The organism is Pseudomonas sp. GW822-FHT02G04 (assembly GCF_058802085.1).
In genome coordinates this window covers 79325-103332 of the sequence record NZ_JBXANU010000016.1, presented here as the reverse complement: position 1 = coordinate 103332, position 24008 = coordinate 79325, and the positions used below count along the sequence as shown (strand labels likewise).

At 58.8% G+C, this 24008-nt stretch carries 25 protein-coding genes; 13 read left to right on the top strand and 12 right to left on the bottom strand.

The window, feature by feature from the left end:
• Positions 1 to 146 precede the first annotated feature (146 nt).
• On the top strand, positions 147 to 923 hold the full coding sequence (locus AC1RO5_RS19880) for an ABC transporter substrate-binding protein (RefSeq protein WP_493177116.1): 777 nt from the start codon (positions 147 to 149) through the stop codon (positions 921 to 923).
• 86 nt (positions 924 to 1009) lie between these two features.
• On the opposite strand, the gene AC1RO5_RS19875 is transcribed toward AC1RO5_RS19880, so the two are convergent.
• The 5 genes from AC1RO5_RS19875 to AC1RO5_RS19855 all read right to left on the bottom strand — a co-directional run bounded on the left by AC1RO5_RS19875 (position 1010) and on the right by AC1RO5_RS19855 (position 6247).
• The gene (locus tag AC1RO5_RS19875) at positions 1010 to 1651 is read right to left on the bottom strand and encodes a helix-turn-helix transcriptional regulator (protein WP_007936282.1); all 642 of its coding nucleotides are present in this window, start codon (positions 1649 to 1651) and stop codon (positions 1010 to 1012) included.
• A 93-nt stretch (positions 1652 to 1744) separates the two neighbouring features.
• Positions 1745 to 2872 (bottom strand): NAD(P)/FAD-dependent oxidoreductase, encoded by a 1128-nt coding sequence (locus tag AC1RO5_RS19870; protein WP_493177114.1) that lies wholly within the window; start codon positions 2870 to 2872, stop codon positions 1745 to 1747.
• A 57-nt stretch (positions 2873 to 2929) separates the two neighbouring features.
• On the bottom strand, positions 2930 to 3877 hold the full coding sequence (locus tag AC1RO5_RS19865; RefSeq protein WP_493177112.1) for an ornithine cyclodeaminase family protein: 948 nt from the start codon (positions 3875 to 3877) through the stop codon (positions 2930 to 2932).
• 140 nt (positions 3878 to 4017) lie between these two features.
• Positions 4018 to 5505 (bottom strand): ATP-dependent RNA helicase RhlB, encoded by a 1488-nt coding sequence (gene rhlB, locus AC1RO5_RS19860; RefSeq protein WP_493177111.1) that lies wholly within the window; start codon positions 5503 to 5505, stop codon positions 4018 to 4020.
• A gap of 85 nt (positions 5506 to 5590) precedes the next feature.
• Positions 5591 to 6247, bottom strand: coding sequence for an alpha/beta hydrolase (locus tag AC1RO5_RS19855; protein ID WP_413696895.1), 657 nt, complete (start codon positions 6245 to 6247; stop codon positions 5591 to 5593).
• Positions 6248 to 6716: 469 nt separating this feature from the next.
• On the opposite strand from AC1RO5_RS19855, the gene AC1RO5_RS19850 reads away from it, so the two are divergent.
• The 10 genes from AC1RO5_RS19850 (at position 6717) to yidD (ending at position 14491) form a co-directional block, all read left to right on the top strand.
• Positions 6717 to 7748 (top strand): amino acid ABC transporter substrate-binding protein, encoded by a 1032-nt coding sequence (locus AC1RO5_RS19850; RefSeq protein WP_019647733.1) that lies wholly within the window; start codon positions 6717 to 6719, stop codon positions 7746 to 7748.
• Between the two features lie 65 nt (positions 7749 to 7813).
• Positions 7814 to 8995, top strand: a complete 1182-nt coding sequence (locus AC1RO5_RS19845; RefSeq protein WP_493177108.1) for an amino acid ABC transporter permease — start codon at positions 7814 to 7816, stop codon at positions 8993 to 8995.
• Positions 8996 to 9005: 10 nt separating this feature from the next.
• Positions 9006 to 10103: an amino acid ABC transporter permease gene (locus tag AC1RO5_RS19840; protein ID WP_493177107.1), complete on the top strand. Its 1098-nt coding sequence runs from the start codon at positions 9006 to 9008 to the stop codon at positions 10101 to 10103.
• A gap of 11 nt (positions 10104 to 10114) precedes the next feature.
• Entirely contained in the window at positions 10115 to 10879 is a 765-nt protein-coding gene (locus AC1RO5_RS19835; protein WP_007936266.1) for an amino acid ABC transporter ATP-binding protein, read from the top strand.
• Positions 10880 to 11032: 153 nt separating this feature from the next.
• Complete coding sequence (locus AC1RO5_RS19830) at positions 11033 to 11692, top strand: FadR/GntR family transcriptional regulator (RefSeq protein ID WP_493177106.1); 660 nt, start codon at positions 11033 to 11035, stop codon at positions 11690 to 11692.
• Positions 11682 to 12998 carry a CynX/NimT family MFS transporter gene (locus tag AC1RO5_RS19825; RefSeq protein WP_413696897.1) on the top strand — a complete coding sequence of 439 codons (1317 nt, stop codon included), beginning with the start codon at positions 11682 to 11684 and terminating at the stop codon, positions 12996 to 12998. The genes AC1RO5_RS19830 and AC1RO5_RS19825 overlap by 11 nt, the downstream gene beginning before the upstream one ends.
• A gap of 100 nt (positions 12999 to 13098) precedes the next feature.
• Entirely contained in the window at positions 13099 to 13569 is a 471-nt protein-coding gene (locus AC1RO5_RS19820) for a nuclear transport factor 2 family protein (protein ID WP_086944862.1), read from the top strand.
• A 40-nt stretch (positions 13570 to 13609) separates the two neighbouring features.
• Positions 13610 to 13924: a GIY-YIG nuclease family protein gene (locus AC1RO5_RS19815; protein WP_493177103.1), complete on the top strand. Its 315-nt coding sequence runs from the start codon at positions 13610 to 13612 to the stop codon at positions 13922 to 13924.
• A gap of 121 nt (positions 13925 to 14045) precedes the next feature.
• The gene (locus AC1RO5_RS19810; RefSeq protein ID WP_493177102.1) at positions 14046 to 14288 is read left to right on the top strand and encodes a DUF4177 domain-containing protein; all 243 of its coding nucleotides are present in this window, start codon (positions 14046 to 14048) and stop codon (positions 14286 to 14288) included.
• On the top strand, positions 14285 to 14491 hold the full coding sequence (yidD, locus tag AC1RO5_RS19805; RefSeq protein ID WP_493177100.1) for a membrane protein insertion efficiency factor YidD: 207 nt from the start codon (positions 14285 to 14287) through the stop codon (positions 14489 to 14491). Before AC1RO5_RS19810 ends, yidD begins: the two co-directional genes overlap by 4 nt.
• A 289-nt stretch (positions 14492 to 14780) precedes the next feature.
• Here yidD and AC1RO5_RS19800 read toward each other — a convergent pair whose 3' ends face one another.
• Positions 14781 to 15329 (bottom strand): PBECR2 nuclease fold domain-containing protein, encoded by a 549-nt coding sequence (locus AC1RO5_RS19800; protein WP_493177099.1) that lies wholly within the window; start codon positions 15327 to 15329, stop codon positions 14781 to 14783.
• Positions 15330 to 15617: 288 nt separating this feature from the next.
• On the opposite strand from AC1RO5_RS19800, the gene AC1RO5_RS19795 reads away from it, so the two are divergent.
• Positions 15618 to 16553, top strand: a complete 936-nt coding sequence (locus AC1RO5_RS19795) for a glutathione S-transferase family protein (protein ID WP_493177097.1) — start codon at positions 15618 to 15620, stop codon at positions 16551 to 16553.
• Between the two features lie 169 nt (positions 16554 to 16722).
• Here the strand turns inward: AC1RO5_RS19795 and AC1RO5_RS19790 are convergent, their stop codons facing one another.
• Positions 16723 to 17073: a glutaredoxin family protein gene (locus AC1RO5_RS19790; protein ID WP_019647748.1), complete on the bottom strand. Its 351-nt coding sequence runs from the start codon at positions 17071 to 17073 to the stop codon at positions 16723 to 16725.
• Positions 17073 to 18077 (bottom strand): nucleoid-associated protein YejK, encoded by a 1005-nt coding sequence (gene yejK, locus AC1RO5_RS19785; RefSeq protein ID WP_018927100.1) that lies wholly within the window; start codon positions 18075 to 18077, stop codon positions 17073 to 17075. The genes AC1RO5_RS19790 and yejK overlap by 1 nt, the downstream gene beginning before the upstream one ends.
• 397 nt (positions 18078 to 18474) lie before the next feature.
• Between yejK and AC1RO5_RS19780 the strand changes: the two genes are divergently transcribed.
• On the top strand, positions 18475 to 18756 hold the full coding sequence (locus AC1RO5_RS19780) for an HU family DNA-binding protein (RefSeq protein WP_007905514.1): 282 nt from the start codon (positions 18475 to 18477) through the stop codon (positions 18754 to 18756).
• Positions 18757 to 18856: 100 nt separating this feature from the next.
• Here the strand turns inward: AC1RO5_RS19780 and rlmF are convergent, their stop codons facing one another.
• From rlmF to AC1RO5_RS19760, 4 genes are all read right to left on the bottom strand, one after another.
• The gene (gene rlmF, locus AC1RO5_RS19775) at positions 18857 to 19879 is read right to left on the bottom strand and encodes a 23S rRNA (adenine(1618)-N(6))-methyltransferase RlmF (protein ID WP_493177094.1); all 1023 of its coding nucleotides are present in this window, start codon (positions 19877 to 19879) and stop codon (positions 18857 to 18859) included.
• Between the two features lie 176 nt (positions 19880 to 20055).
• Entirely contained in the window at positions 20056 to 22902 is a 2847-nt protein-coding gene (locus tag AC1RO5_RS19770; RefSeq protein WP_493177093.1) for a valine--tRNA ligase, read from the bottom strand.
• Between the two features lie 236 nt (positions 22903 to 23138).
• On the bottom strand, positions 23139 to 23522 hold the full coding sequence (locus AC1RO5_RS19765) for a hypothetical protein (RefSeq protein ID WP_018927097.1): 384 nt from the start codon (positions 23520 to 23522) through the stop codon (positions 23139 to 23141).
• 8 nt (positions 23523 to 23530) lie between these two features.
• Positions 23531 to 23959 (bottom strand): DNA polymerase III subunit chi, encoded by a 429-nt coding sequence (locus tag AC1RO5_RS19760; RefSeq protein WP_493177092.1) that lies wholly within the window; start codon positions 23957 to 23959, stop codon positions 23531 to 23533.
• Positions 23960 to 24008: the final 49 nt, after the last annotated feature.

Here is a 24008-nt window from a genome sequence, read left to right as displayed (position 1 = left end):
ATGAACGGCCGGAAGAACTGTGCGCGTCCGATTGACGGTTAATACATAAAAGTCCAGTATGGATTTATAAGTACAAAAAAGGCGCTCCCTGTTTCAGCTTTTTCTTCTGTCTTGCCAAACCAACAACAACCCGCGAGAGAACGAACATGAAGAAATTCCCCCTCATCACCGGTCTGGCCCTGAGCCTGTTGGCGTGCAGTAGCGTGTTCGCTGCCGAGAAAAGCCTGCGCATCGGTATTGAAGCGGCCTATCCGCCGTTCGCGTCCAAAACCGACAAAGGTGAAATCATCGGTTTCGACTACGACATCGGCAACGCCCTGTGCGCGCAGATGAAGGTCAAGTGTGTGTGGGTCGAAGGCGAATTCGACGGTCTGATTCCTTCCCTGAAAGTGAAGAAAATCGACATGGCGCTGTCGTCCATGACCATCAATGAAGACCGTAAGAAGTCGGTGGATTTCACCCACAAATACTACTTCACCTCATCGCGACTGGTGATGAAGGAAGGCGCGGCGGTCGATGACCAGTACGCCAGCCTCAAGGGCAAGACCGTCGGCGTACAACGCGCAACCACTACCGACCGTTACGCCACCGAGGTTTTCGAACCGAAGGGCATCAACGTCAAGCGTTACGGCAACAACGAAGAAATCTACATGGACCTGGCTGCGGGTCGCCTTGATGCCATTTTTGCCGACACCATTCCATTGAATGACTTCCTGTCGATGCCGCGTGGCAAGGGTTATGCCTTTGTCGGGCCAGAGCTCAAGGATCCGAAATACGTGGGGGAGGGCGCCGGGATTGCCGTGCGCAAGGGCAACACCGAGTTGGTCAGTGAGCTCAATGCGGCCATCGACGGCATTCGTGCCAGTGGTGAGTACCAGAAGATTTCGGAGAAGTACTTCAAGTCCGACATCTACGGCGATTGATCGGAAAAAGATCGCAGCCTTCGGCAGCTCCTACAGAGGACCGCATTTCCCTGTAGGCGCTGGCGCAGCCTGCGATCTTTTGATTTTCAGCCTTTCAATTCCTTCAAATGCTTGTACACCGTCGCCCGGCCCATGTTCAGCACATTGGCCACATAGTTGGAGGCGCTTTTGCCTTTGAAGGCGCCTTCAGCGTGCAGCGCCAGCACCAGTTCGCGTTTGTGGTCACGGGTCAGCACATTCAGGCTCAACTGACGCTCGCGCAGCCAAGCGTGTAGAAAGGTGTTGATCCGCTCCTGCCAGTCATCGCGAAACAGTGAGTCCGGTTGCGGAATCAGCTTGGTCGGCGACAGGAACAAGTCCAGCGCCGCTTTCGCATTCTCGAACAACGAGATATTCAGGTTGATGCACAGCACGGCCAGCGGTTGCCCTTCGCTGTCACGCAGCACGCTGCTGAGGCTGCGAATTTTCTGGCCGTCCCAGTTGAGCTTTTCGTACGGCCCGATGTTTCGTTCACTGACCTCTTCGCTGAGCATGTCCTCCAGCGACGAGTCGTCACCGATTTCCCGTTTGGACAGGTTATTGGCGATGTAATCGACCTTTTGCGTGCGCAGGTCGTGCAGCACCACCTCGGCGTGAGGGAAGAACAACGTGGCGATGGCATCGGCAATCGCGCGGAAGTTGTCCATGGACGCATTGTCCAGGGCCGAGTTTTTTTCAGGTGCGTTCATACAGTGGAACTCCAGGCAGCGTCAGCGCCCCGTTAAAAAAGGGGCGCTGGAAGTTTGCCGCAATCGTGTGGGCACGTCACCTGAGGATCAGGATCAACCCAGGCGGGCGGGGGAGAGCATCGCGGCGTCCAGGCCGAAACGGGTGAGCTGTTCGGGCAAGGCTTCGCCGCGTACCAGTGCAGCACTGGCCTGGCCCATGGCCGGTGAAGTCTGGATACCATAGCCGCCTTGTCCCGCCACCCAGAACAGGCCCGGTACGTGCTGATCGAAACCGGACAGCAAATCCCCGTCGTGCACGAAACTGCGCAAGCCGGCCCAGGTGCGGGTTGGGCGGCGGATGGTCAGGGTGGTGGCCTCTTCGATCTGGTAGATGCCCATGGCGATGTCCAGCTCTTCGGGCTGTACGTCGTGCGGTTCCACCGGGTCGGCATTGGCCGGTGAGCCGAGGAACATGCCGGCGTCGGGTTTCATGTAGAAGGATTCATCGAGGCTGACCAGCATTGGCCAGTCATGGCTATCCAGGCCCTCGGGGCCGGCGAAGATAAAGGCTGCCCGGCGCTTGGGTTGCAGGCCCAGAGGCCGTGCACCGGCCAGCTCGCCAACCTTGTCGGCCCAGGCGCCGGCGGCGTTGATGATGATCGGGGCGCTGAAGGTCTGAGTGTTGGTTTGAACCTGCCACAGCCCTTCGGCATCCCGGGTCAGGCTCAGCACTTCGCTGTCGGTATGAACCTCGCCTTTATTGCGCCGGATACCGCGCAGATAGCCCTGATGCAGGGCATCGGTATCGATGTCGCTGGCGGTCGGGTCGTAGATCGCGCCGTGGACTTTTTCCCGACGCAGGATCGGCAGACGCGCAAAGGCTTCGTCGGCGCTGAGCAGTTGCATCTGCGGCACGGTGGCTTTGGCGCTCAGGTATTGATTGTTCAGCTCGGCCGGATCGCCAGTGAAGTCGACGGTCATCTCACCGCGCGGGGTCAGCAGCGGGTGTTCGCAGAAACCGGGCGGTGGTGCATCGAAGAAGTCGCGGCTGGCCTGGGTCAATGCCCGAACCTGTGGTGTGCCGTAAGCGGCGCTGTACAGCGCCGCCGAGCGTCCGGTGGAGTGATAGGCCGGATGGGATTCGCGTTCGAGCACAATCACCCGTCCGTGCTGCGACAGCCAGAAACCGGTGGAAGCGCCGGCAATCCCGCCGCCGATGATGATGAAGTCTGCCTGGCTCATGAACGTCTCCTGTGGGGCGCAAATGCCAATGTTATCGATGGCCCGGAGGGCGTGGTGTTAGTGCTGTAGACGGTAAATGGCATTGGCCAGTGCGATGTCTTCCAGGCCCAGGCCGATGGAGCGGAAAAACACAGATCGGTCGTAGTCCGGGCGCTGCACTTTTTCGCTGAGCAAGTCGGGCAGGTCGCCGACTATCGAGCTGTTGTCCCAGCCATGCTGTTCACCGGCGATCAGCATTTCGCCGGCCGAACCCGGGGTGGTCTGACGATAGTCGCAGAACACCTGCATGTCATTGAGGCTCTGCGGCGGCACTTCATGGGCACGCGGAGCATTGGTGCTGATGGAAGTGATCAGCGCCGGTTTGCTCAAAATGGACGGGTCGATCACCGGTCCGGCGGACGAAGTGCAGAGCATGATCACATCGGCGTCTTGAATTGCGGTTTCGCAGCTTTCGGCGAGGGTCAGCCGTGGATCGAGGCTTCTAAGTTGCGTCAGCGCTTCGGCGTTCTTGCCGCGCAGGCTCGGCGAATACAGGCTGATGCTTTGCCAGTCTCGCAGGTTCTTCACGTAGTGCAGGTGCGCCTGAGCCACCTTGCCGCTGCCGATGATCGCCAGGCGTTGGGCCTTCAACGGCGCGAGGGCATCGACCGCCACCGCCGTCGTCGCTGCGGTGCGTGCCGTGGTCAGTTCACCGGCATCGCAGAGCAGCAGCGGCTGGCCGGTCTGCATCGACATCAATAGCGTCCAGGCGGTCACCAATGGGCCTTGCTCACGCACGATGTAGGGCGACGTCTTGACGCCATACACGCCGTCTTCGGCCAACACACCCAGATAATTGATGAAATCCCCGGCACCTTTCGGGAACTCCACTAACTGCTGCGCCGGTTGCACGGCTTGCCCGGCGGCCAGGTCGCGGAACAGCTTGCGCAGGATCTGCGGCACGTCGACTTGCGCCAGCAGTTCGCGGGCCTGGGGTTGGGTAATCACGTAAGGCGTGCTGAGCATGGTCGGCTCCGGGAGCTAGATGTAAACTAATTTGTCCATTATGGACTTTTAGTTGTCTCGAGCAAGCTCCTGTTGAAAAAAACCGGACGAAAAAAAAGCGCAGTCCGTTTCCGGCTGCGCTTTTTATTCTGCGGTCCGCGTTACGGGCGCTTGCGCTCAACCGCCCGCAGCAGATGCGTCGGTGGCGTTTCACAACTGATCTTGCGACCCAGCAGCGCCTCGATGGACGGAAGCTGGTAGGAGTCGTCTTCACCGGCAAAGCTGATGGACACGCCATCGGCGCCAGCACGACCGGTACGACCGATCCGGTGCACGTAGTCGTCCGGGACTTCCGGCAGGGTGAAGTTGATCACGTGGCTGATGCCGTCGATGTGAATGCCGCGACCGGCCACATCGGTGGCGACCAGAACCCGGATCTTGCCTTCGCGGAAACCTTCCAGGGTCTTGATGCGCTTGTGCTGCGGCACATCGCCGGACAGTTGCGCGGCGTTGACGCCATCGCGCACCAGGCGTTCTTCGATGAGCCGCACTTCGTCCTTGCGGTTGGCGAAGACCATCACCCGTTCCCAGCCGTTATCGTTGACCAGGTTATAGAGCAGTTTGTATTTGTCGGCGCCGGCCACCGCGTAGATGTGTTGCTCGACGTTTTCGCTGGCCACGTTCTGCGCTTCGATCTCGACGATCGACGGGTCGGTGGTCCATTGCTTGGCCAGGTTCATCACGTCGTCGGTGAAGGTCGCGGAGAACAGCAGCGTCTGACGCTCGTTCTTCGGTGGAGTCTGGCGAATGATCTGACGCACTTGTGGGATGAAACCCATGTCGAGCATCCGGTCGGCTTCGTCCAGCACCATGACTTCGACCATGTCCAGGTGCACGTCGCCGCGCTGGTTGAAGTCGAGCAAGCGGCCCGGAGTGGCCACGAGGATGTCGCAGTGACGGGCTTCGAGGTGCTTGAGCTGCTTGTCGAAGTCCATGCCGCCGACAAATGTCATGACGTTGAGGCCGGTGTACTTGGTCAGGTCGGCTGCGTCCTTGGCGATCTGCACCACCAGTTCCCGGGTCGGGGCGATGATCAGCGCCCGCGGTTCGCCCATGTAGCGTTCTTTGGGTGGCGGGGTTTGCAGCAGCTGCGTGATGATCGAAATCAGGAACGCGGCGGTTTTGCCGGTACCGGTCTGGGCACGACCGATGGCGTCTTTGCCCGCGAGGGTGAAGCCAAGCACCTGCGCCTGGATCGGCGTGCAATAAGGAAAGCCCAGGTCCTGAATGGCGTGCATCAGCTCGGGGGCGAGTTTGAAATCGTGGAAGCGGGTTTTGCCTTCCTGGGGTTCGACGACGAAGTCTTCGAGTTTCCAGGGAATGACCGGCGCCTTTGGTTTCGGTTCGCGGCGTGGTTTGGCCGGTTTCGGGGCTTCGCTGCGCGGCTGTTCAGAGGCAATGGCCGGAGCAGAGGGGGCGGTCGGTATGGTCACCGGCTCGTGTTTCGGTGCCGCTACGGTTGCGGTCCGGCCAGGCTGATTACCGTCGGTACGGTGGCTGGGGGTATGAGAAGGAGCGCTGGAGCCGGGCGCGAGCTGCTCAGCCTCGCTTTTACCGAACATTTTCTTGAGTGCTTTGAGCACGGTCATCTCATCAATTGGTTAAGGAATGTACGCCGGCCAGTGTAATGCAAGAATCGGGCGCGGCGTAGTGCGATGGATCAAAGGGTAGCTTTTAGCGCAAACGCTCGGCGAGCCAGACGCCGATGTCGCGAATTTCTTCGGGTAACACTTCGTGGCCCATTGGGTATTCCTGCCATGTCACGGTGACACCATGCTGCTTTAAATACTCGTAGGCGGTCCGGCCCATGGAGTTTTGCACGACGTCATCATACTGACCATGCAGCGACAGCACGGGAATACGCTGCTGGCTGGCGGAAAGTTCCAGTTCATCGCTGAATGTCGGGGCATAAGTCGAGAGCGCAAGCACGCCGCCCAGCGGTCCCTGCCATTTCAGGAAGGCTGTGTGCAAAACCACGGCGCCGCCCTGGGAAAAACCGGCGAGAAAGATCCGCGAGGCGTCTATTCCGCTGGCCTTCTGCACTTCAATCAATTCCACGACCCGTTGCGCGGACTCCTCCAGCTGCTCGCGGCTGATGGCGCGTGCCGGGCTCATGGCCAATATGTCGTACCAGCTTGGCATCTCGTAGCCACCATTAATGGTGACAGCGCGGGTCGGAGCCTGGGGCAAAACGAAACGGGTAGTGAGCAGGTTTTCCTGTAGCGCTTCAGCTACCGGCAAAAAATCGTAGCGGTCGGCACCCAGCCCGTGCAGCCAGATTACGCAGGCGTCTGCGGGCTTGACGGGTTGAAGAATCAGGGGCTCGGTCATGTCTGCTCCATTGTTGTGCGTGCGCTCTCATTGTGTGCGAGGTTCGAGTGCGCAACCGGTTTATCAGTTAAGAAGATGTCGCAAGGTTGAAAGTTTTGCTATTGACCTGTCGCTGAATCGCTTTAGCGAGCGGTCTGGTACGGGCTTTGCTATGGGGAACCCTGTGCAACCAATCTCATGCCTGGCGGTAACACTATCAGTGTATGGCTAGTCGTGGGATAGCAAAGAATCCGGTGATGGATGTTCGCCAGTGGCCGCTACGGGCTTCGCGAACGTGAAAGGGCTACAGCCCGTTCGGCCGATTGGTGAGAAGTGAGTTGTCCATAATGTGGATTTTCTCCTACTAGACTCATAGCGACGGTCCTTACGTCGGTTGACCCTAAAAAAAGCCAACAAGGGTCAGCAACGCCTCAAAAGGGTGCGACAGGGCTCAAGCTCCGACACAACAAGAGCAAAACTGGAGGTTTGAATGAAGATGTTGAAATCCACCCTGGCCATCGTGACTGCAGCTGCAGTGCTCGGTGTCAGTGGGTTCGCTCAGGCGGGTGCAACCCTGGATGCAGTGCAGAAGAAAGGTTTTGTACAGTGCGGTGTGAGCGATGGTTTGCCGGGTTTCTCGGTTCCGGACTCTACCGGCAAGATCGTTGGCATCGATGCTGACTTCTGCCGTGCTGTCGCTGCTGCAGTGTTTGGTGATGCGACCAAGGTCAAATTCAGCCAGTTGAATGCCAAGGAGCGTTTCACTGCTCTGCAATCCGGCGAAATCGACATGCTGTCGCGCAACTCCACCATGACCAGTTCCCGTGACGCGGGCATGGGCCTGAAGTTTCCTGGCTTCATCACCTATTACGACGGCGTAGGCTTCCTGGCCAACAGCAAGCTGGGCGTGAAAAGTGCCAAGGAACTGGATGGCGCGACCATCTGTATTCAAGCCGGTACCACCACCGAGCTGAACGTGTCCGACTACTTCCGCGCCAACGGCCTGAAGTACACCCCGATCACCTTCGACACTTCCGATGAAAGCGCCAAGTCGCTGGAATCCGGTCGTTGCGACGTGCTGACCTCCGACAAGTCCCAGTTGTATGCACAGCGCAGCAAACTGGCCTCGCCGAAAGATTACATCGTGCTGCCTGAAACCATCTCCAAAGAGCCTTTGGGGCCGGTCGTGCGTAACGGCGACGATGAGTGGCTGGCAATCGTTCGTTGGGTTGGCTACGCGATGCTCAACGCCGAAGAGGCCGGTATCTCTTCGAAAAACGTCGAGGCAGAAGCCAAGTCGACCAAGAACCCGGACGTTGCTCGTCTGCTGGGCGCCGACGGTGAGTACGGCAAGGATCTGAAGCTGCCGAAAGACTGGGTGGTGAAAATCGTCAAGCAAGTCGGTAACTACGGCGAAGTCTTCGAGAAAAACCTCGGCAAGGGCACTCCGCTGGAAATCGACCGTGGCTTGAACGCCCTGTGGACCAACGGCGGCATTCAATACGCACCACCAGTGCGCTGATGGTTCTATCACCCGGTGGGCCAACCACCGGGTGATGTTCTGTTCCATTATTTCCGGGGCACTTCATGCAAAATTCAATCGGCGCACCAAAGCAGAGGTTCAGCCTCAGCGATCCGCGAGTGCGTGCGTGGCTGTTTCAGATCATTACGGTTATCGCCGTGGTCGGAATGGGTTGGTACCTGTTCGACAACACTCAAACCAACCTGCAACACCGGGGCATTACCTCCGGTTTTAGTTTTCTTGAGCGCAGCGCCGGTTTCGGCATCGCTCAGCACCTGATCGACTACACCGAATCGGACAGCTATGCCCGGGTGTTTGTCATCGGCCTGCTCAACACCTTGCTGGTGACGTTCATCGGCGTGATCCTGGCGACGATCCTCGGTTTCATCGTTGGTGTGGCACGGCTGTCGAAGAACTGGATCATTGCCAAGATGGCGACGGTTTATGTCGAGGTCTTCCGTAACATTCCGCCTTTGCTGCAAATCCTGTTCTGGTACTTCGCGGTGTTCCTCACCATGCCAGGGCCGCGCAATAGCCATAACTTCGGCGACACCTTCTTCGTCAGCAGCCGCGGCCTGAACATGCCGGCAGCGTTGACAGCGAACGGTTTCTGGCCGTTTGTGGCGAGTATCGTCGTGGCCATTGTCGCGATCGTGCTGATGTGCCGCTGGGCCAACAAGCGTTTCGAAGAGACCGGCGTACCGTTCCACAAGTTCTGGGTAGGCCTGGCGATGTTCCTGGTGATCCCTGCGTTGTGCGCATTGATCTTCGGCGCGCCGCTGCATTGGGAAATGCCACAGCTGCAAGGTTTCAACTTTGTAGGCGGCTGGGTGCTGATTCCTGAACTGCTTGCACTGACCCTGGCCCTGACGGTGTACACCGCCGCGTTCATCGCCGAAATCGTGCGTTCGGGTATCAAGTCGGTCAGCCACGGCCAGACCGAAGCGGCTCACTCGCTGGGGCTGCGCAACGGTCCGACCCTGCGCAAGGTGATCATCCCGCAAGCCCTGCGCGTGATCATTCCGCCGCTGACCAGCCAATACCTGAACCTGGCGAAAAACTCCTCGCTGGCAGCCGGTATCGGTTATCCGGAGATGGTGTCGTTGTTTGCCGGTACGGTGCTGAACCAGACCGGACAGGCGATCGAAGTCATTGCCATCACCATGAGCGTGTACCTGGCGATCAGTATCAGCATTTCCCTGCTGATGAACTGGTACAACAAGCGCATTGCGCTGATCGAGCGGTAAGGAAGAGCGCATGACGACTCATACTTTCAAACCCGACATGCCTCCACCGAGCAGTAGCATCGGTGTTGTGGCGTGGATGCGGGCGCACATGTTTTCCAGCTGGATCAACACCCTGCTGACGCTGTTCGCGTTCTATCTGATTTACCTGATAGTTCCGCCTCTGGTGAGCTGGGCGATCCTCGACGCCAATTGGGTCGGCACCACCCGCGCCGATTGCACCAAGGCCGGCGCCTGCTGGGTATTCATTGAGCAGCGCTTCGGCCAGTTCATGTATGGCTACTACCCGATGGAATTGCGCTGGCGCGTGGACCTGACCGTGTGGCTGGCGGTGATTGGCGTGGCGCCGTTGTTCATCGCACGTGTTCCGCACAAGGCAATCTACGGTCTGAGCTTTCTGGTGCTCTATCCAATCATTGCCTACCTCTTGCTGCACGGTGGCGTATTCGGTCTGAGTCAGGTGGCGACCAGCCAGTGGGGCGGCCTGATGCTGACCCTGGTGATCGCTACCGTCGGCATCGTCGGCGCACTGCCGCTGGGTATCCTGCTTGCCCTGGGCCGTCGTTCGAACCTGCCGGCGATTCGCGTGGTCTGCGTGACCTTCATCGAGTTCTGGCGCGGTGTGCCGTTGATCACGGTGCTGTTCATGTCGTCGGTGATGTTGCCGTTGTTCCTGCCCGAAGGCATGAACTTCGACAAATTGCTGCGGGCGTTGATCGGCGTGATCCTGTTCCAGTCGGCGTACATCGCCGAGGTGGTGCGTGGCGGTCTGCAAGCGATCCCTAAAGGTCAGTACGAAGCAGCTGCGGCGATGGGCCTCGGTTACTGGCGCAGCATGGGCCTGGTGATTTTGCCGCAAGCCCTGAAGCTGGTAATCCCTGGCATCGTCAACACCTTCATTGCGCTGTTCAAGGACACGAGCCTGGTGATCATCATCGGCCTGTTCGACTTGCTCAACAGCGTCAAGCAAGCCGCCGCCGACCCGAAATGGCTGGGCATGGCCACTGAAGGCTATGTGTTCGCGGCCCTGGTGTTCTGGATTTTCTGTTTTGGTATGTCCCGCTATTCCATGCATTTGGAACGCAAGCTGGACACTGGCCACAAGCGTTAGGAGCGTAGTTTATGAGTGAAGCGATCAAACAGCCTGTGAGTCCTCAAGGCATTATTCAGATGCAGGGCGTGAACAAGTGGTACGGCCAGTTCCACGTGTTGAAAGACATCAACCTGAACGTCAAGCAGGGCGAGCGTATCGTGCTGTGCGGTCCGTCGGGTTCCGGCAAATCCACCACCATCCGTTGCCTCAATCGCCTGGAAGAACACCAGCAGGGCCGCATCGTGGTCGATGGCGTGGAACTGACCAACGACCTCAAGCAGATCGAAGCGATCCGCCGTGAAGTCGGCATGGTGTTCCAGCACTTCAACCTGTTCCCGCACCTGACCATCCTGCAGAACTGCACCCTGGCACCGATGTGGGTGCGCAAGATGCCCAAGCGCAAGGCCGAAGAAATCGCCATGCATTACCTGGAACGCGTACGCATTCCGGAGCAGGCGCATAAATACCCGGGGCAATTGTCCGGTGGTCAGCAACAGCGTGTGGCGATTGCCCGTGCCCTGTGCATGAAACCGAAAATCATGCTGTTCGACGAACCGACTTCGGCACTCGACCCGGAGATGGTGAAAGAGGTTCTGGACACCATGATCGGCCTGGCCGAAGACGGCATGACCATGCTCTGCGTGACCCACGAAATGGGCTTCGCCCGTACCGTGGCCAACCGCGTGATCTTCATGGACAAGGGTGAAATCGTCGAACAGGCCGCGCCGAACGACTTCTTCGACAACCCGCAGAACGAACGGACGAAGCTGTTCCTGAGTCAGATTCTGCATTGATCGACGCCAGGCAGTGAAATAAACCCGGACATGGTTCCGGGTTTATTTTTGCCCTCGATTTGTCCCCGCCTCTGTAGAAGGGTTGTCGCCCCGGACGAAGCTGACTAACATGTCAGAAAATTCATCCTATGATTGGATGAAAGGGCGAATCCTATGTCAGATATTTCTCCATTAATTAAACGATCCTTGGTCGATCAGGCCCTGGACCAGTTACGCCTGCGCATCAATCAAGGTGTCTGGACGGTCGGCCAGCGCTTGCCCACCGAGCCGGAACTGGCGACCGAGTTGGGTATCAGCCGCAACACCGTGCGCGAAGCCATGCGCGTGTTGGCGTTTTCCGGATTGATCGAGATTCGCCAAGGCGACGGCAGCTATCTGCGGGCAGTGGTCGATCCGCTGGACACCCTGAAGGCGTTGTCCCGTTGTTCGCAGGAACAGGCTCGGGAAACCCGGCACATTCTTGAAGTAGAAGCCATCGGTCTGGCTGCATTACGTCGCACCGATGAAGACCTGGTGGCGTTGCGCGAAGCGCTGGGCGTCAGTGGCAGTCACTACCACGGCGACCTCGACACCTACATCGCCTGCGACCTGGTGTTTCACCGTCGTCTGGTAGACGCGGCGCACAACCCGACCCTCAGTGAGCTGTATCGCTACTTCTCCAGCATCGTCGGCGCACAGTTGCGTCAGACCCTGAACATCACCCCCCGACGCCAGGCGGTGTTCGACCTGCATATCGAACTGCTCGATGCCGTCGAACAACGCGATCCGGAGCGGGCCAAAGCCCTGACGAGACAGTTGATCAATGAACCTTGAAACCGAGAACCCGATGTCCAGTCAGCAGGCCAGCCACAGCCGCATCACTGAGCTCAAGCGTACGGCGGAGCTCGAAGAGCTGTTGATCGACGCCGAGGCCGATGATGCAGAGGTTCAGCAAAGTCACCCACTCCTGCGGCGACCGTGGCTGTTGCTGCTGGGCCTGATTCTGGTGGCGCTGAACCTGCGTCCGGCGCTGTCGAGCATGGCGCCGATGCTCAGCGAGGTCTCGAAAACACTGGGGCTATCGGCTGCCCAGGCCGGTTTGCTGACCACCTTGCCGGTACTTTGCCTCGGTCTGTTCGCGCCGTTGGCGCCGGTGCTGGCGCGACGTTTTGGTGCCGAGCGGGTGGTATTGGGGATTCTCCTGATGCTGGCTGGCGGGATCATTTTGCGCAGCTCGTTCGGCGAGGTCGGCCTGTTCGCCGGCAGCGTGCTGGCCGGCGCCAGCATCGGGGTGATCGGCGTGCTGCTGCCCGGCATCGTCAAGCGCGACTTCCCGAAACAGGCCGGCACCATGACCGGCGTCTACACCATGGCGCTGTGCCTGGGCGCGGCCATGGCGGCCGGCGCGACCGTGCCGTTGAGCGAACATTTCGACAAGAGTTGGGCGCTGGGCCTCGGCTTCTGGGTGGTTCCGGCCTTGGTCGCGGCCATGTTCTGGCTGCCGCAAGTCGGTCAGAAACACGGCGCACATAACGTTGCCTATCGGGTCCGAGGCCTGTTGCGCGATCCGCTGGCCTGGCAAGTGACCTTGTACATGGGCCTGCAATCGTCTCTGGCCTATATCGTATTCGGTTGGCTACCGTCGATTCTGATCGGTCGCGGTCTGACGCCAACCCAGGCCGGTCTGGTGCTGTCGGGTTCGGTGATTGTCCAGTTGATCAGCTCGCTGGCGGCACCGTGGCTGGCGACCCGTGGCAAGGATCAGCGGCTGGCGATCGTGATCGTCATGGCAATGACCCTCGGCGGCTTGTTCGGTTGCCTCTATGCACCAATCGACGGTCTGTGGGGCTGGGCGATTCTGCTGGGACTGGGGCAGGGCGCTACGTTCAGCCTGGCATTGACCCTGATCGTGCTGCGCTCGCGGGATGCTCATGTCGCAGCCAACCTGTCGAGCATGGCCCAGGGCTTCGGCTACACCCTGGCCTCCATGGGCCCGTTCGCGGTCGGTGTGGTGCATGACTGGACTGGCGGCTGGACCGCGCTGGGCTGGATCTTCGGTGTAATCGGCCTCGGCGCGATCATCGCTGGCCTCGGTGCCGGGCGTTCGCTGTACGTGCAGGTCGAAAGCGAAAAGATCTGATTCGCGCACACTGTCGGTATTCGGAGTGCGAATGCTGATGGTGTTTCGTCCGTTTGCAGATTATCGTGCTGGCAATCTGCCTATTCTCCGGAGACTGTCCATGAGTGATGCCCACGACGCCTTGATCACCCGGTTCTATCAAGCCTTCCAGCGACTTGATGCCGAGGCCATGAGCGCTTGCTACACCGACGACGTGGTGTTCAGTGATCCGGCGTTCGGCGAACTGCGCGGGCGCGATGCCGGCGATATGTGGCGCATGCTCACCACCCGCGCCAAGGACTTCTCCCTGACCTTCGATAACGTACGCAGCGATGAGCGCACCGGCGGCGCCCATTGGGTGGCGACGTACCTGTTCAGTCAGACTGGCAATATCGTGGTCAATGACATTCAGGCGCGTTTCGTGTTTCGCGACGGCAAGATCTGCGAGCACCACGACAGTTTTGATCTGTGGCGCTGGTCGCGTCAGGCGCTGGGTTTCAAAGGGCTGTTGTTGGGCTGGACCCCGGTGGTAAGAAACGCCGTGCGTGCTCAGGCCTTGAAGGGCCTGAAGGCATTCCAGGCCAGTCGCTGATAAGATCGCGGCTTGTTTCCTATCAAGCCTTGATCGTCACGTGAGCACTTCGAGCGAATCTTCCGTCATTGCCGCCGAACCGTCGGTACCCGTCAGCAAACCCTGGTTCGTCTACCTCGTTCGCGCGGCCAATGGTTCGCTCTACTGCGGGATCAGCGACGATCCCGTTCGCCGCTTCGCCACTCACCAAAGTGGCAAAGGTGCGCGCTTCTTCCTGTCCAGCCCGGCCGTGGCGCTGGTCTATACCGAAGCTTGCCGTGACAAAAGCGAAGCGCTGCGCCAGGAACGCTTGATCAAAAAACTCAAGAAAAGCGCCAAGGAATGTCTGGTGGCGAGCGCTACGTCATCGGTGTAGGTCATTTGTCTTCGGGGTTGTCAGCTCTTTCTGAAAATGCCCATTAAGCTACTGATCAGCGATTGTTGTCTGTAGAGTGCACGTCGTGGCACACCGCCACTTACGTCATTAAGGACAGTCGATGTATCACTACAAAATGGTTCAGGTGCCACCTAACATTCAGGTTCAAGCCAGCAAGGAAAAGGGTAACGAAGCTGCTGTTTACCTGCAGAGCATTGCCAACGAGCAGGCCGATGAAGGGTGGGAGTTTTATCGGATCGACACCATTGGTGTTCAAGTGAACGCAGGTTGTCTTGATGCGTTGAGGGGCAAGAAGGCCAGTCTCGCCAATTACTACGTCATCACCTTCCGTAAGCCTCGGTGATTACACTTCTTTTAAAGGCTCTAATCCGTCTCTACCAGAAAACTGCCCCTCAGCGATTACGGGGAGCTTGTCGTTTCCACCCATCTTGTTCTCACTACGCGCAGTTGGCGATTGACAAGCATGGCCCGTGGAAAGGTGTAGCAATGGCGCTCAAGCGGATTGGCCGTTGCCGCATACCCAATGGTGGAGAAGACTATCCTTGAACGCTTGGTGGATTGTCACCGCGCGGACCAGACACGCAGGGATCGTAAAAGTTGATCCACTTGCGGGAGGCTTTGGCAAGCACGCTACTGTGAGCGGATGAGGTAGCAAATGAGTTGACATGCCTGTCATCTTTATCAAGAATGAGAACAAGAGCGCGAAATCTGCTGCCTTGCAGGGCTTTAGCAGACGTAGGTACCTCAGCGATGCTGCAACATCGGTGTAAGGTGAGACCTCTTCATCCCATTTCCTGAGGATGCCAATATCAGGATTCAAATTCAAAGGGCAGCCTCACAGCTGCCCTTTTTCTTTGTCTTCGAGAACGTAACGCTTGTAGAGAAGCTCTCCTTGTCGATGCTTGTTCATGGCTCGCGCTGGGGCATGCATAAAATTCCACATGACGTGCCCATCTCTGACATCCACAACGACAAGCATGTCATTTTTGGCCTCGTAGGCATTGATGAACGCCAGGCGGTATGCACCGTTATCATAAAGTACTCTCCATACTTCGAACGGTCCCGTCAGTGTATCCAGTGCATGTCGAACGTAACGTTCACGAGAGTCGGGACGTTTTTCGACAATGTGAGCCAGTTTGTCTCTCATGATCGCCACATTTCCTATCGGGGTCATAATCGTGACTGCCAGCAGAGTTTCGTCAATAAATCCGAAGTGAGCCAAGAGGATTTTTAGGGCTCCCTCTTTATCATCAGCCCTCTTCACCTCTTCGATCGGGGCTGAGCGAAGTTCCCTCGCCAGCGTCCTCAGGTCGGGCAATGCAAGATCGATCCAAGTCTGTTGGCCTGTTGCTTCTTTTATCAATGGCGCAACATTCACGAGCATGCGCAGCGATCCTTCGTTGTTTTCATTTTTTGTCGCAATGTTACCTTGTGATCATGGAGGGCTCAGACCGAAGAAAACGTTTTTCCATGTCGAAAGGTAACGACGTTGCGAGATTGGAGCGCTAGCTACCACTTCAGCCCGAGGGGCCTGGTTGAAGTAATCCGATAGCCGAAGTGTATGGACACTTGATGGATTGAAAGAAGATCAAGTGGAAATGAATGACTTAGAAAACGCTGCGGCCTGAGTATTTAAAGGGTTGTAGCCATAATTAAGAATGAGGCTTACGTAATGTCCGAGTTGATTCTGCATCATTACCCGACGTCCCCTTTCGCCGAAAAGGCCCGCTTGTTGCTGGGCTTCAAGGGGCTGTCCTGGCGCTCTGTGATGATCTCGCCGGTGATGCCCAAACCCGATCTGACGGCCCTGACCGGCGGCTACCGCAAGACGCCGGTGTTGCAGATTGGTGCTGATATCTATTGCGACACCGGGTTGATCGCTCGTCGTCTGGAACAGGAAAAAGCTTCACCGGCGTTTTTTCCGGAAGGCCAGGAAATGGTCACGGCGACCTTTGCGGCGTGGGCCGATTCGGTGGTGTTCCAGCATGCGGTCAGCCTGGTGTTCCAGCCAGAATCGGTGGCGGTGCGCTTCGGCAAATTGTCGCCGGAAGCGATCAAGGCATTCCTGGCCGATCGCGCCGGTTTGTTCAGCGGTGGCAGCGCCACACGGTTGTCGGCCGAGCAGGCCCGGCATCAGTGGCCAACGATCATGGCGCGTCTGGAGCAGCAGCTTCAGCGCGAGCAGGGGGATTTCCTGTTCGGCGAACCGTCGATTGCCGACTTTGCCCTGGCTCACCCGTTGTGGTTCCTCAAAGCGACGCACGTGACGTCACCGTTGGTGGATGCTTATCCGGCCGTTTCGGCGTGGTTTGGTCGTGTGATGGGTTTTGGTCATGGCGCGTTCAGCGAGATGACGGCCGAGCAAGCGCTGGAGATTGCCCGCAATGCCATACCGGCCGCATTGCCGGATGAGCAGTTCGATGAGCCGAACCGCTTCGAGGTCGGCCAGCAGGTGGTGATTGCAGCGACCGATTACGGGGTTGATCCGGTGGCGGGGGAATTGCTGTTTGCGGGCAGCGAGGAATTGATTCTGCGCCGTGAAGACGAGCGGGCCGGTGTGGTGCATGTGCACTTTCCACGGTTCGGGTTTCGTATCGAAGCGCAGTAACCTGACATTACGGATGATGGGGTTGGTGACAACGACCTGTGGCGAGGGAGCTTGCTCCCGCTTGACCGGGCTGGCGCTCCAGTGCGAAGCGCTCACAAGATGGTTGGGCCTGCTACGCAGTCCAGCGGGAGCAAGCTACCTCGCCACAAGGATTGTGTGAAGCTGATGGTTACTTCAACGCCGCAAGCACCTGGTCCGGGTCATACCCGCGAATCAGCGTCCCGTTCACATCGATCAGCGGAATCCCGCGCCCCCCCAGCGCCTCGTAGGCTTTGCGCGCCACGGCATCCTTCTCGATATCGAATTCCTTGTACGGAATGCCTTTCTGATCGAGGAAGCGCCGGGTCAGCTTGCAGTAACCGCACCAGTCAGTGGCGTAGAGCACGACGTTGGCTTTGGCCTGGGTCTGTTCGGACACCACCTGCGAGGGGTGAAGTACCCGCTCGATCTTGCCCCAGTTCTGGTAAACCACAACCACCAGCAGGATCAGCAGGAATTTTTTCAACACGCCGCCGAGCATCAGTTGCGTCGCTTGAGCTGGTCGGTCAGTTGGGTCGGCAGGCCCTTGATGATCAGCGTGCCGGCTTCTTCGTCGTATTCGATCTTCGAGCCCAGCAGGTGCGCTTCGAAGCTGATCGACAGGCCTTCGGCGCGGCCGGTGAAGCGGCGGAACTGGTTCAGGGTACGCTTGTCCGCCGGGATCTCCGGGGACAGGCCGTAGTCCTTGTTGCGGATGTGATCGTAGAAGGCTTTCGGGCGATCTTCATCGATCAGTTCGGACAACTCTTCCAGGCCCATGGGCTCGCCCATTTTGGCCTGGCTGCTGGCGTAATCCACCAGGGTCTTGGTCTTCTCGCGCGCGGACTCTTCCGGCAGGTCTTCGCTTTCGACGAAGTCACTGAACGCCTTGAGCAGGGTGCGGGTTTCGCCGGGGCCGTCGACGCCTTCCTGACAGCCGATGAAGTCGCGGAAGTACTCCGAAACCTTTTTGCCGTTCTTGCCTTTGATGAACGAGATGTACTGCTTGGACTGCTTGTTGTTCTGCCACTCGGAGACGTTGATCCGCGCTGCGAGGTGCAACTGGCCAAGGTCCAGATGTCGTGAAGGGGTCACGTCCAGCTGATCGGTCACCGCCACGCCTTCACTGTGGTGCAGCAGGGCGATGGCCAGGTAATCGGTCATGCCTTGCTGGTAATGCGCGAACAGCACATGGCCACCGACCGAGAGGTTGGATTCTTCCATCAGCTTTTGCAGATGCTCGACCGCCACCCGGCTGAAGGCTGTGAAATCACGACCACCGTCGAGGTATTCCTTCAGCCAGCCGCTGAATGGAAACGCGCCGGACTCCGGATGGAACAGCCCCCAGGCTTTGCCCTGTTTGGCGTTATAGCTTTCGTTCAGGTCGGCGAGCATGTTTTCGATGGCCGCGGACTCAGCCAGTTCAGAGTCGCGGGCGTGAAGAACTGCGGGTGTGCCGTCGGGTTTTTTGTCGATCAGGTGGACGATGCAATGACGGATCGGCATAGGCTTCTCGGCTGATTGAAGAGAGGAGGGCGTGCTCCCCCGAAAAAGCGCCCAGTGTACCGCAACCACTGGTTTTGGCGTGGTCCGAAGGGCAATTCGAAGCTGTCCGACGGACCTTATGCAGTTTTTTCCTGTTTTAGAGCAATAAAGCTGACCAAATGGGTAGCTAGAGGCGGATATTTCCCCGTCTCTGTGCTAGTTTTGCCCGGTCTTACGCGAAGTCACTGCGTTAAGCGTGCATTCAGCATTTGTCAGGTCGAACCAAACCCTGATTTCGGTATCTATAACCCCGACTCGTCGTGGTTATGGCCGAGGGTGCCAGATCCAGAAGATCGGGCTCGATGGCTGACACTGCACTCTGCAATCCATATGAATTTGATAGGGAAGGAACACTACAATGGCTCTTACTAAAGACCAACTGATCGCCGACATCGCTGAAGCTATCGACGCGCCAAAAACCACCGCGCGTAACGCTCTGGACCAACTGGGCCAAATCGTTGCCGATCAGCTGGAAAACGGCGGCGAAATCACTCTGCCAGGTATCGGCAAGCTGAAAGTGACTGAGCGTCCTGCCCGTACCGGCCGCAACCCTTCGACTGGCGCTGCCATCGAAATCGCTGCCAAGAAAGTGATCAAGCTGGTTGTGGCCAAAGGCCTGACTGACGCTGTCAACAAGTAAGACTTGTTAAAAAAACCGTGCTCCGGAGCAATCCGGGCACGGTTTTTTTGTGCCTGCGATTCAGCGATTGATCAGGCTCGATCGCTGTCTCGGTTGCTACTCAGCTTTTGCGGGCCCAGCGCTCGCGCCAGACCTGCTGCTCGGATTTGGTCTGGAAGGTCCAGGCGACGAAACGGCTTTGCTTCTGCCCTTGGGACATTTCCACGACCTGGCTTTCCAATACGCCGGCCTTTTTCAGCGCCGTCTGGATCGCCGGCAAGTTTGAGGCTTTCGAGACCAGGGTGCTGAACCAAAGCACTTTGTGTTGAAAGTGCGCGCTCTCGGCGATCAGTTGCGTCACAAACCGTGCCTCCCCACCTTCACACCACAGTTCGGCCGATTGCCCGCCAAAGTTCAGCACCGGCAGTTTGCGTTTTGGGTCGGCGCGGCCCAGCGCGCGCCATTTACGCACACTGCCCTTGGTCGCCTCGTCCATCGAGGCGTGGAACGGCGGGTTGCACATCGTCAGGTCAAAGCGTTCGCCGGGCTCAAGCAGGCCCAGCAGAATGTGCTTGGGATTAGTTTGCTGGCGCAGCTGGATGGCTTTGTTCAGCCCGTTGGACTGCACGATGGCTTTGGCGGAGGCTACGGCCGTCGGGTCGATTTCCGAGCCCAGGAAGTGCCAGCGGTAGTCGCTGTAGCCGATCAGCGGATAGACGCAGTTGGCGCCCATGCCGATATCGAGCACCTTGACCGGCGCGCCGCGAGGAATCTCACCGTCGTTGACGCTGGCCAGCAGGTCGGCCAAAAAGTGCACATAGTCGGCACGGCCCGGAACCGGCGGGCACAGGTAGTCGGCCGGGATGTCCCAATGGGCGATGCCGTAGAACGCCTTGAGCAGCGCCCGGTTGAACACCCGCACCGCGTCCGGGCTGGCGAAGTCGATGCTCTCCTTGCCGTACGGATTGATGATCACGAACTTCGCCAGCTCCGGCGTGGTCTTGATCAGCGACGGGAAGTCGTAACGGCCCTGGTGGCGGTTGCGCGGGTGCAGGCTGGCCTTCTCGCGCGGCTCGACGGCTTTGGCCGGGGTCGCGGAGTCAGGCTTCTTGCGCGCAGGTTTGGGTATGCGGGGGGCGTTCATGGGCGTTGTCGATTCGGGTATGGCTAAAAGTGGCGGGTATTGTCCCACATCCGCTCGTTGAGCACCCAATTGCGAAGATTACGTATATCCCGTAGGGATTTTTGGTGTTTGGGAGAAAGTGGCGGGCACAAAAAAGGGAGACCACACGGGCCTCCCTGTTTCATTGCGACGTGCCGTTACAAACTGGCAATCCGTGCATGCTGCTCGGCCAATTTGCCCAAAGCCTGTTCAGCTTCGGCCAGTTTGGCGCGTTCCTTGTCGATGACTTCGGCCGGAGCCTTGTCGACGAAACCGGCGTTGGACAGCTTGCCGCCCACCCGCTGAACTTCACCCTGCAGACGCAGGATTTCCTTGTCCAGACGCGCCAGTTCGGCGTCCTTGTCGATCAGGCCGGCCATCGGCACCAGCACTTCCATCTCGCCAACCAGTGCGGTGGCGGACAGCGGTGCTTCTTCGCCAGCCTTCAGAACAGTGATCGATTCCAGGCGAGCCAGCTTCTTCAGCAGGGCTTCGTTCTCGGTGAGACGGCGCTGGTCTTCGGCGCTGACGTTTTTCAGGAACAGGTTCAGCGGCTTGCCTGGACCGATGTTCATTTCACCGCGGATGTTGCGGGTGCCGAGCATCAGGCCCTTGAGCCATTCGATATCGTCTTCGGCAGCCTGGTCGATGCGTGCCTCAACGGCCACTGGCCAAGGTTGCAGCATGATCGTCTTGCCTTCGATACCGGCCAGCGGCGCAACGCGCTGCCAGATTTCTTCGGTGATGAATGGCATGAACGGGTGAGCCAGGCGCAAAGCGACTTCCAGCACTCGAACCAGAGTGCGACGGGTGCCGCGCTGACGTTCGACCGGTGCGTTTTCGTCCCACAGCACAGGCTTGGACAGTTCCAGGTACCAGTCGCAATACTGGTTCCAGATGAACTCGTACAAGGCTTGTGCCGCCAGGTCGAAACGGAACTGATCGAGCTGACGGGTCACTTCGGCTTCAGTGCGTTGCAACTGCGAGATGATCCAGCGATCCGCCAGCGAGAGCTCGTAGGCTTCGCCGTTCTGGCCGCAGTCTTCGCCCTTGTCCAGCACGTAGCGCGCGGCGTTCCAGATCTTGTTGCAGAAGTTGCGGTAGCCTTCGACGCGGCCCATGTCGAACTTGATGTCGCGACCGGTGGACGCCAGCGAGCAGAACGTGAAGCGCAGGGCGTCGGTGCCGTAGCTGGCGATGCCGTCGGCGAACTCGTCGCGGGTCTGCTTCTCGATCTTCTTCGCCAGTTTCGGCTGCATCATGCCGGAGGTGCGTTTCTGCACCAGATCTTCCAGTTCGATACCGTCAATGATGTCCAGCGGGTCCAGGACGTTGCCCTTGGACTTGGACATCTTCTGGCCCTGGCCATCACGTACCAGACCGTGCACATAAACGGTCTTGAACGGAACCTGCGGCGTGCCGTCTTCATTTTTCACCAAGTGCATGGTGAGCATGATCATCCGGGCAACCCAGAAGAAAATGATGTCGAAACCGGTCACCAGCACATCGGTGGAGTGGAATTTCTTCAGGAATTCGGTCTGCTCCGGCCAGCCCAGGGTGGAGAAGGTCCACAGGCCCGAACTGAACCAGGTATCCAGAACGTCGTTGTCCTGTTGCAGCGCAACGTCGGCGCCCAAGTTGTGCTTGGCACGCACTTCGGCTTCGTCGCGACCGACGTAGACCTTGCCCGACTCGTCGTACCAGGCCGGAATCCGGTGACCCCACCACAGCTGACGGCTGATGCACCAATCCTGGATGTCGCGCATCCACGAGAAGTACATGTTTTCGTACTGCTTGGGCACGAACTGAATGCGGCCGTCTTCAACCGCAGCAATGGCCGGCTCGGCCAATGGCTTGGTGGACACGTACCACTGATCGGTCAGCCATGGCTCGATGATGGTGCCGGAGCGGTCGCCTTTCGGCACTTTCAGGGCGTGGTCGTCGACGCTGATCAGCAGGCCGGCGGCTTCGAACGCTGCCACGATTTCCTTGCGGGCCTGCTCGCGGTTGAGGCCGACGAAATCGGCGGGCAGTGTGCCGTCGATTTGCTCGTTAACGCTGCCATCGAGGTTGAACACTTGGGCTGCTGGCAGCACGTCGGCATTCTTGTCGAAGATGTTCAGCAGCGGCAGGTTGTGGCGCTTGCCGACTTCGTAGTCGTTGAAGTCGTGGGCCGGAGTGATTTTCACGCAACCGGTGCCGAATTCAGGGTCGCAGTAATCGTCGGCGATGATCGGGATGCGGCGGCCGACCAGCGGCAGCTCGACAAATTTGCCGATCAGGGCTTTGTAGCGTTCATCGTTCGGGTTAACTGCCACGGCGGCGTCGCCGAGCATGGTTTCCGGACGCGTGGTCGCGACGATCAGGTAGTCGTTGCCTTCAGCGGTTTTGGCGCCATCGGCCAGCGGGTACTTCAGGTTCCACAGGAAACCTTTCTCGTCGTGGTTTTCCACTTCAAGGTCGGAAATCGCCGTGTGCAGCTTGGTGTCCCAGTTGACCAGACGCTTGCCGCGGTAGATCAGGCCGTCTTCGTGCAGGCGCACGAAGGCTTCTTTCACCGCTTCCGAGAGGCCGTCGTCCATGGTGAAGCGCTCGCGGCTCCAGTCCACGGATGAGCCGAGGCGGCGGATCTGACGGCTGATGTTGCCGCCGGACTCATCCTTCCATTCCCAGACTTTCTCGAGGAATTTCTCGCGGCCCAGATCGTGGCGATTCTGGCCCTGGGCTTCGAGTTGACGCTCCACCAGCATTTGCGTGGCGATACCGGCGTGGTCGGTGCCCGGCTGCCACAGGGTGTCACGACCCTGCATGCGGCGGAAACGGATCAGGGCGTCCATGATCGCGTTGTTGAAGCCGTGACCCATGTGCAGGCTGCCGGTGACGTTCGGCGGCGGGATCATGATGGTGTAGGACTCGCCCGCGCCTTGCGGGGCGAAGTAATTCTCAGACTCCCAGGTGTTGTACCAGGAAGTTTCAATGGCGTGCGGCTGGTAGGTCTTATCCATGCGCGGCGGGACCCTATTGGCATTTATTCAGGAAAAGCCGGGAAGTATAGCGGGGCACGGGGCGTAGGGCGAGCAGGGGCGGACTGTGGCGAGGGGGTTTACCCCCGTTCGGCTGCGAAGCAGTCGTAAAACCGATGTGTGGGTGCGCCAGATGCACCACGATGGCAGATATTGGGGCCGCTTCGCGACCCAACGGGGGTAAACCCCCTCGCCACAGAAGCCCGCTCGGCTCAGGGTTACTCGTACTGGCTGAGCAACCGTTCCATCCGCGCATCAAGGCGGCGTTTGATTTCGGTTTCGATGTGCGGGGCGAAGTCGTCGATCACGTCTTGCATGATCAATTGCGCGGCGGCGCGCAGCTCGCTATCCAGGTGCAACAGGGCATCGGGGCCCTTGTTGGCGGCAGGAGCCGGCTGGGCGGCCGGGGCGGGTGGTGGCGGTTCGACCTGCGGCGCATGGCCGACGGTGTCGAACAGCATGGGAATCTGTTCCTGGTCGCCTTCAATGACGGCGTCGGTCAGCAATGGCGGTTGCAGGTTGTCATCGCCGAGCAGTTGGCGGATCGACTCAAGGTCTTCCAGCAGGTGCACGGACTTTTGCGGCGGTTTTGGAGTGTCCATCGGAATGCTCAGAGTCGCTGTAAACGGTGATCTTGCAGAGGATAGCCCTGTTCGCGGTAGAAACGAAAACTCTCCCGCGCAGCTGTACGAATCGTCGGGTCTTCCACCACCACTTCCGCCACGCGGGCGAACTGTTTGGCAAAGGCCGGGACTTTCAGGTCGAGATTGACAAGCAGATCCTGATGCTGACCGCAGTCATCGCCAAGACCCAGCACAATCAAACCGTCCGGCTCGCTTTCGGCAGGGCCGTGGGGCACGAAGCTTTCGCCCTTGAACGCCCACAACCGCGCATCGAGCGCATCACGCTGGGCGGCATCGCTGCAATGCAGGTAAATGCGGTGGCCCATGCGCCAGGCTTTTTCGGTGAGCTTGCAGGCGAAATCCAGCCGCGCCGAAGGATCGGCGCTGGGCAGGATATAGAAATCGACTTTGGTCATTGCGGTTCCTGAGTTGCAAGCGGCGTCACCCGAAAGTGACGCAGCTGCA

Coding starts and splice junctions, on each gene's coding strand:
- AC1RO5_RS19850 (WP_019647733.1), top strand. CDS start 6,717: ATGAAGATGTTGAAATCCACCCTGGCCATCGTGACTGCAGCTGCAGTG.
- AC1RO5_RS19760 (WP_493177092.1), bottom strand. CDS start 23,959: ATGACCAAAGTCGATTTCTATATCCTGCCCAGCGCCGATCCTTCGGCG.
- AC1RO5_RS19875 (WP_007936282.1), bottom strand. CDS start 1,651: ATGAACGCACCTGAAAAAAACTCGGCCCTGGACAATGCGTCCATGGAC.
- AC1RO5_RS19820 (WP_086944862.1), top strand. CDS start 13,099: ATGAGTGATGCCCACGACGCCTTGATCACCCGGTTCTATCAAGCCTTC.
- AC1RO5_RS19770 (WP_493177093.1), bottom strand. CDS start 22,902: ATGGATAAGACCTACCAGCCGCACGCCATTGAAACTTCCTGGTACAAC.
- AC1RO5_RS19855 (WP_413696895.1), bottom strand. CDS start 6,247: ATGACCGAGCCCCTGATTCTTCAACCCGTCAAGCCCGCAGACGCCTGC.
- AC1RO5_RS19880 (WP_493177116.1), top strand. CDS start 147: ATGAAGAAATTCCCCCTCATCACCGGTCTGGCCCTGAGCCTGTTGGCG.
- AC1RO5_RS19810 (WP_493177102.1), top strand. CDS start 14,046: ATGTATCACTACAAAATGGTTCAGGTGCCACCTAACATTCAGGTTCAA.
- AC1RO5_RS19800 (WP_493177099.1), bottom strand. CDS start 15,329: ATGCTCGTGAATGTTGCGCCATTGATAAAAGAAGCAACAGGCCAACAG.
- AC1RO5_RS19780 (WP_007905514.1), top strand. CDS start 18,475: ATGGCTCTTACTAAAGACCAACTGATCGCCGACATCGCTGAAGCTATC.
- AC1RO5_RS19835 (WP_007936266.1), top strand. CDS start 10,115: ATGAGTGAAGCGATCAAACAGCCTGTGAGTCCTCAAGGCATTATTCAG.
- rlmF (WP_493177094.1), bottom strand. CDS start 19,879: ATGAACGCCCCCCGCATACCCAAACCTGCGCGCAAGAAGCCTGACTCC.
- AC1RO5_RS19840 (WP_493177107.1), top strand. CDS start 9,006: ATGACGACTCATACTTTCAAACCCGACATGCCTCCACCGAGCAGTAGC.
- AC1RO5_RS19870 (WP_493177114.1), bottom strand. CDS start 2,872: ATGAGCCAGGCAGACTTCATCATCATCGGCGGCGGGATTGCCGGCGCT.
- AC1RO5_RS19845 (WP_493177108.1), top strand. CDS start 7,814: ATGCAAAATTCAATCGGCGCACCAAAGCAGAGGTTCAGCCTCAGCGAT.
- AC1RO5_RS19865 (WP_493177112.1), bottom strand. CDS start 3,877: ATGCTCAGCACGCCTTACGTGATTACCCAACCCCAGGCCCGCGAACTG.
- AC1RO5_RS19825 (WP_413696897.1), top strand. CDS start 11,682: ATGAACCTTGAAACCGAGAACCCGATGTCCAGTCAGCAGGCCAGCCAC.
- AC1RO5_RS19830 (WP_493177106.1), top strand. CDS start 11,033: ATGTCAGATATTTCTCCATTAATTAAACGATCCTTGGTCGATCAGGCC.
- yejK (WP_018927100.1), bottom strand. CDS start 18,077: ATGCCGATCCGTCATTGCATCGTCCACCTGATCGACAAAAAACCCGAC.
- AC1RO5_RS19795 (WP_493177097.1), top strand. CDS start 15,618: ATGTCCGAGTTGATTCTGCATCATTACCCGACGTCCCCTTTCGCCGAA.
- AC1RO5_RS19765 (WP_018927097.1), bottom strand. CDS start 23,522: ATGGACACTCCAAAACCGCCGCAAAAGTCCGTGCACCTGCTGGAAGAC.
- AC1RO5_RS19790 (WP_019647748.1), bottom strand. CDS start 17,073: ATGCTCGGCGGCGTGTTGAAAAAATTCCTGCTGATCCTGCTGGTGGTT.
- rhlB (WP_493177111.1), bottom strand. CDS start 5,505: ATGACCGTGCTCAAAGCACTCAAGAAAATGTTCGGTAAAAGCGAGGCT.